Source organism: Neobacillus drentensis (assembly GCF_036966985.1).
Taxonomy (GTDB): Bacteria; Bacillota; Bacilli; order Bacillales; family Cytobacillaceae; genus Neobacillus; species Neobacillus drentensis_E.
This window is the reverse complement of sequence record NZ_JBALSN010000389.1, coordinates 386-6,532: the sequence shown is the minus strand read 5'-3', so window position 1 is coordinate 6,532 and position 6,147 is coordinate 386. Positions and strand designations below refer to the sequence as shown.

Genomic DNA, 6,147 nt, shown 5'->3' with positions numbered 1-6,147 from the left:
AAATTCACAGGGGGAATTAAACTAATGAAAAGCTTAAAGAAATTTGGCCTTTTACTTACTCTTGCCGCATTAATGGTATTTGCAGCTGCGTGTGGCGGAGCTTCTACTGATAAAAACGAAGGAACTGATAATAAAGATTCTAAGACCGCTGAACTCTCTGGCACTTTAAGTGTTTCTGGTTCCTCTGNNGTAAATGCGGGTGGATCTGGTACAGGCCTATCGCAAGTTGCTGAAGGATCAGTACAGATTGGTAACTCTGACGTATTCGCGGAAGAAAAAGAAGGTATCCCAGCAGATCAGCTTGTTGACCATAAAGTAGCTGTTGTGGGTATGACTGCTGCAGTTAACCCTAAAGTTGGAATTAAAGATATTAAAAAAGCAGATTTAATTAAAGTTTTCACTGGTAAAATTACGAACTGGAAAGAACTTGGCGGAGCAGACCAGAAAATCGTTCTTGTGAATCGTCCAGACTCTTCAGGAACACGTGCAGTATTCAATAAGTTCGCTCTTGATGGTGCTACACCTGCTGAAGGAATTACCGAAGATTCGTCAAACACAGTTAAAAAGATTATTAATGAAACTGATGGTGCAGTTGGTTACCTTGCATTCTCATACTTCACTGACGAATCTGTCACACCACTTGCAATCGATGGTGTAGAACCAACAGAAGAAAATGTACAATCTGGTAAATTCCCAGTTTGGGCTTACCAACACTCTTATACAAAAGGTGAAGCAAAAGATCTTGCTAAAGCGTTCCTTGATTACTTAATGTCTGACGATATCCAAAACACTCTATTAAAAGAACAAGGATATCTTCCTGTTACAAAAATGAAAGTAGAACGCGATGCTGAAGGGAATCAAAAAGACCTTTAGAAATCGGGTTGAATAATGAAAGGGTAAATGCTAGTAGGCATTTACCCTATTATGACGTATTTTAGGGGTGTTTGGTGCATTATGGAAAAGTTAGTACCTGCAAAAGAAAGATTGTTAAAGTCTAAGAAAAATTGGCTGGATGGGGAATTACGCGGGAAAATTCTCGTTATCTTGTGTGCTGTCATAATGATATCAGCAACAATCTCGATCACCATTTTCTTGGGCTCAAAGGGTTTGCAATCCTTTATTAAAAATGGTGTAAGTCTTATTGAATTCATAACCAGTACTCATTGGAACCCTACAAATCAAACGAAACCTGAATATGGAGCGTTACCGTTTATTTTTGGCTCATTTGCGGTAACCTTTCTATCAGCCATTGTTGCAGCACCATTAGGTATTGGCGGAGCCATTTTTATGACAGAAATTGCACCCTCATGGGGTAGAAAGATTTTGCAGCCAGTCATAGAACTTTTGGTTGGTATTCCATCTGTTGTTTATGGCTTCATTGGGCTTACAGTGTTAGTCCCATTTATTAGGGAGCATGTGGGCGGACTTGGTTTTAGCTTGCTATCAGGTACGATTGTTTTATCAATTATGATTTTGCCGACTGTAACAACGATTGCAACAGATGCGATGAGTTCACTGCCTAAAAATCTTCGTGAAGGTTCGTATGCTCTCGGCGCTACTCGCTGGCAGACGATACGGAAAGTATTAATACCTGCAGCATTACCTACCCTCTTAACTGCTATTGTTCTTGGTATGGCAAGAGCATTTGGAGAAGCTCTTGCAGTTCAAATGGTTATCGGTAACGTTAGGGACTTACCAACAAGCTTACTAGACGCATCAGCAACCTTAACGACAATTATTACTTTAAACATGGGTCATACAACATACGGTAGTGTAGAAAATAACACTCTCTGGTCGATGGGATTAATTTTATTAATCATGTCGTTTGCATTTATCCTCTTTATCCGTTATCTATCTGCAAGGAGGAAAATGAAATGAATGCCAAGTCTGCTGATCGAATTGCGTCTTTTATCTTCTATTTAATAGCGTTCATTATTATTTCGATCCTTGTTGGTTTGTTTTACTATATTTTAGTCAACGGGCTAAAAAACATCTCCCTTGGTTTCCTAACCACACCATCAAGCAATGTTAGAGGTGGGGGAGGAATCCGTGATCAATTATTCAATTCGTTTTATATCCTGTTTATTACCATGCTGATTGCTGTACCTCTAGGAGTAGGCGGAGGAATTTATATGGCAGAGTATGCAAAACCCGGCAAGGTGACGGATTTCATTCGTTCTTGTGTGGAAGTTTTGGCATCTCTCCCTTCAATCGTGATCGGTATGTTTGGTTTATTAATGTTTGTTAACCTTACTGGTTGGGGCTATTCCATATTAGGAGGTGCTCTCGCCCTTACAGTATTCAACTTACCCGTTATAGTACGAGTAAGTGAGGATGCCATCCGAACTGTTCCTCGTGAATTAAAAGAGGCGAGCCTTGCCTTGGGGATTACCCATTGGCATACGATTAAAACGGTCATATTACCAAGTGCATTTCCAACCATATTGACAGGGATTATCCTTGCTTCCGGCAGGGTTTTTGGGGAAGCAGCTGCTCTTTTGTTTACAGCAGGATTATCTACACCAAGGCTTGATTATGCAAACTGGAATCCATTTTCAGACAGATCCCCATTAAATATTTTTCGTCCGGCGGAAACTTTGGCCGTTCATATTTGGTCTGTCAATACTCAAGGCTTAATTCCAGATGTCGAAGAGGTGTCCAGCGGTTCGTCCGCTGTCTTAGTCATTTCCGTTTTAATCTTTAATTTATTGGCAAGATGGATTGGCAGTTTGATCCACCGAAAAATTACAGCAACAAAATAAAAAGCAGGTGAGAATCTTGTTTACAGCTACTAAAGAACGAGCGGTTGACTCGAATGCGGAGCAAAGCAAAGGAAATAGCAAGAAAACGAATATTTTGCAAGTCAAAAACTTAGAAATTTTCTATGGAGAAAAACGGGCGGTTAATGGGATTTCATTAGATATTGAAAAAAACTCAGTAACTGCACTTATCGGACCATCTGGCTGCGGAAAATCGACTTTCCTGAGAAGCATTAACAGAATGAACGATTTAATTCCTGGGGCAAGAGCTGAAGGAGAAATTGTTTATGAGGATCTAAATATTTTATCAGAGCAAATTAATGTTGTCGCTTTACGTAAAGAAATAGGGATGGTCTTTCAAAAGCCAAATCCGTTTCCCAAATCTATTTACTCAAATCTTACGCATGCATTAAAGTTTGCAGGAATCCGAAAGAAAAGTGAGCTTGATGGTATTGTGGAAGAAAGCTTGCGTAAGGCTGCATTGTGGGAAGAGGTAAAGGACCGTCTTCATAAATCAGCCCTTGCACTTTCGGGAGGACAGCAGCAGCGTCTCTGCATTGCGAGGACGATAGCCATGAAACCAACTGTAATGCTTCTTGACGAACCTTCCTCTGCACTTGATCCTATTTCTAATGCAAAGGTTGAGGATTTGATTGTGGATTTAAAAAAGGACTATTCCATTATTATCGTCACACATAATATGCAGCAAGCCTCTCGTGTATCGGATAAAACAGCATTCTTCCTTAGCGGTGATTTAATTGAATATGATTTAACAGAAAAAATCTTTACCAACCCTTCGCAAACAAAGACAGAAGAATATATTTCAGGAAGGTTCGGGTAAAAGGAGGGCGTACGATGTCCGATATATCTGTGTATAGACAGGTTTTTCAAATAAATGATTTAGATCTATTTTATGGAGAGCATCAAGCTTTAAAGAAAATAAATTTTCCTATTAACAAAAAAGAAGTAACGGCTATTATTGGTCCTTCCGGGTGCGGAAAATCTACTTTTATTAAAACGTTGAACTTGATGATTAATTATGTCCCAAAGGTAAGGATGACTGGGGAAATTAATTATAATGGTCAAAATATATTACATGATAAAATCGATATGGTCGAACTGCGGAAAAACGTGGGGATGGTATTTCAAAAAGTAAATCCTTTTCCGCAATCGATATTTGATAATGTAGCTTATGGCCCAAGAATCCATGGAATCAAAAAAAGAACTCATCTTGAAGAGATTGTTACGAAATCATTGATGGATGTTGCCTTATGGGATGAAGTAAAGGACCGTTTAGGTGCTCCTGCTCTAGGACTCTCTGGAGGACAACAGCAGAGGTTGTGCATAGCGAGGGCCCTGGCCACAAAACCGGATGTTTTGTTAATGGACGAACCAACATCAGCCCTGGACCCCATCTCAACGTTAAAAATTGAGGAATTAATCTTAGGACTAAAAGAAAAATATACAATTGTTATTGTGACACACAATATGCAGCAAGCCTCCAGGGTTTCGGATAAAACAGCCTTCTTTTTAATGGGGGAGTTAGTTGAGCTGGACGACACTTCAAAGATATTCTCAAATCCAAGGGATGAACGTACGGAAGGATATATTACGGGAAGATTTGGTTAAAGGAGTGAAAAATCATGATTACAAGATTAAATTTCGATAATAATTTAAACCAACTAAAAGATATGTTGATGGATATGGCCCTAAAATCGGAAAACGCCATAAAAGATAGTATCCATTCACTTATTAATCAAGACTTGGATAAAGCCAATGAAATCCTTACTAATGATACAGTGATTGATGATTTAGAACATGAAATTAACAATAAAGCCATTACTTTAATTGCAAAGGAATCCCCTGTAGCAAAGGACCTTAGAAGAATCGTAGTTGCTTTAAAAATTTCGTCCGAAGTTGAACGAATTGCCGATAATGCCGTAAACATTGCAAAATCAACCATACATATTGGCAAAGAAAAACATATTAAGGAAATAGTTGATATCCCAAAGATGATGGATCTGGCTTTAGAAATGTTAGCTGATTCTTTAAAGGCGTTCCTGGAAGAGGATGTAGATCTTGCAAGAAAATGTGCACAGAAGGATGACAAGGTAGATGAAATGTACGGAAGTTTGGTTAAGGAACTGATTGGGTATATACAGAAATCTCCTGATCATACCAATCAAATTACACAGTTAGCTTTCGTATGCCGCTACATTGAAAGGCTCGCTGATCATTCTACGAACATAGCTGAACATGTCATTTACCTTGTGACAGGCGAACGTTATGATTTGAACGCTTAACACAAAAAACAAGGGGGCTCCTATACAATACAAGAGGTATGGAAGCCTTTTTTGTTATCTTAAAGAAGTTCCAGGAAATAGAAGAAATTGGTACAATCCTAACAAGAAAAAGACGATAAAAAATAAGCCCTAATAAAAATCCTAAAAATAACATTCTTGCTACTTGGAACCTTAATGACCCTATTGTTACTATTACCTGAAAATAAAAGGCGACATAAAAAAGATTGTTAAAATTGTTTAAAAAAGCTCTAAGTGTCATAAACGTATTAAAGAAGGCTTGGACATTTCCTCCAAGCCTTTTAATGTTATTAGCTGATACCTTAACCCAAATAACTTTATGGTTTTTTATAGTGAATTCAAGAATGGTACTTCAATCAAATTGGGCAAGTTAATGATATAAAATAAAATGCCCCTAATAAAACATTAATATTTCATTAAAATGTTGTTTAAAGAATTAACTGAAGGATATATATAGAAAATCTTAATAAAATTTGTGAAATCGTTAACATCAGGAGGGATAACCGTGTTTAGTCAAGTAGCAAAAGCAGTGCCCAATTTATTTACAATGGGAAATTTATTGTGCGGGGTTCTTTCCATTACCTGTAATATGAGTGGCTTTTTAGAAGTAGCCTCTATTTTAATTTTCATTTCAGCCATTTTTGATCTTCTAGATGGGAGGATTGCAAGAGGATTAAAAGTTAACAGTGAATTAGGTGTACAATTGGATTCCTTAGCGGATATTGTTAGTTTTGGTGTTGCTCCTGCGCTGCTATTTCATACAATTGCTGCACCGTCCATTTTAACCTCTTTGGCATTTATCCTTTTCCCTTTATTGGGTGCGTTTAGATTAGCAAAGTTTAATGTAAAACCAACCATAGGGTATTTTAAGGGATTGCCTATTCCAGCGGCTGGATTGCCACTTGCTGCAATGGGGTTCTTTTCATATAGTAATACATGGATTACCATCATTCTTGCTGTTTTAATGGTGAGCCCAATTAAAGTAAAAAAACTTTAATTTAGATTCATGTGAAAAAGCTAGTAACCTTTTCGCAAAGGGGATAGCTTTTTTGTTTTTAGCCATAAAT

At 37.8% G+C, this 6,147-nt stretch carries 7 protein-coding genes; all 7 read left to right on the top strand.

Annotation, left to right across the window (positions count from 1 at the left end; genetic code table 11):
• Positions 1–24 precede the first annotated feature (24 nt).
• The 7 genes from V7659_RS22935 (at position 25) to pssA (ending at position 6,077) form a co-directional block, all read left to right on the top strand.
• Positions 25–873 (top strand): phosphate ABC transporter substrate-binding protein, encoded by an 849-nt coding sequence (locus tag V7659_RS22935; protein ID WP_335542492.1) that lies wholly within the window; start codon positions 25–27, stop codon positions 871–873.
• Positions 874–954: 81 nt separating this feature from the next.
• Positions 955–1,878 carry a phosphate ABC transporter permease subunit PstC gene (gene pstC / locus V7659_RS22930; protein WP_335542490.1) on the top strand — a complete coding sequence of 308 codons (924 nt, stop codon included), beginning with the start codon at positions 955–957 and terminating at the stop codon, positions 1,876–1,878.
• Complete coding sequence (gene pstA, locus V7659_RS22925; protein ID WP_335542489.1) at positions 1,875–2,762, top strand: phosphate ABC transporter permease PstA; 888 nt, start codon at positions 1,875–1,877, stop codon at positions 2,760–2,762. Before pstC ends, pstA begins: the two co-directional genes overlap by 4 nt.
• Before the next feature lie 91 nt (positions 2,763–2,853).
• Positions 2,854–3,600 carry a phosphate ABC transporter ATP-binding protein PstB gene (gene pstB / locus V7659_RS22920; RefSeq protein ID WP_335542491.1) on the top strand — a complete coding sequence of 249 codons (747 nt, stop codon included), beginning with the start codon at positions 2,854–2,856 and terminating at the stop codon, positions 3,598–3,600.
• A gap of 14 nt (positions 3,601–3,614) precedes the next feature.
• Positions 3,615–4,388: a phosphate ABC transporter ATP-binding protein PstB gene (pstB, locus tag V7659_RS22915; protein WP_335542488.1), complete on the top strand. Its 774-nt coding sequence runs from the start codon at positions 3,615–3,617 to the stop codon at positions 4,386–4,388.
• Positions 4,389–4,402: 14 nt separating this feature from the next.
• The gene (gene phoU / locus V7659_RS22910) at positions 4,403–5,062 is read left to right on the top strand and encodes a phosphate signaling complex protein PhoU (RefSeq protein WP_335542487.1); all 660 of its coding nucleotides are present in this window, start codon (positions 4,403–4,405) and stop codon (positions 5,060–5,062) included.
• Positions 5,063–5,585: 523 nt separating this feature from the next.
• Complete coding sequence (pssA, locus tag V7659_RS22905) at positions 5,586–6,077, top strand: CDP-diacylglycerol--serine O-phosphatidyltransferase (RefSeq protein WP_335542486.1); 492 nt, start codon at positions 5,586–5,588, stop codon at positions 6,075–6,077.
• The last annotated feature ends 70 nt before the right edge of the window (positions 6,078–6,147 follow it).

Excerpts from the sequence above, each read along its gene's own strand:
- pstC (WP_335542490.1), top strand. The coding sequence starts at position 955 with ATGGAAAAGTTAGTACCTGCAAAAGAAAGATTGTTAAAGTCTAAGAAA.
- pstA (WP_335542489.1), top strand. The coding sequence starts at position 1,875 with ATGAATGCCAAGTCTGCTGATCGAATTGCGTCTTTTATCTTCTATTTA.
- phoU (WP_335542487.1), top strand. The coding sequence starts at position 4,403 with ATGATTACAAGATTAAATTTCGATAATAATTTAAACCAACTAAAAGAT.
- pstB (WP_335542488.1), top strand. The coding sequence starts at position 3,615 with ATGTCCGATATATCTGTGTATAGACAGGTTTTTCAAATAAATGATTTA.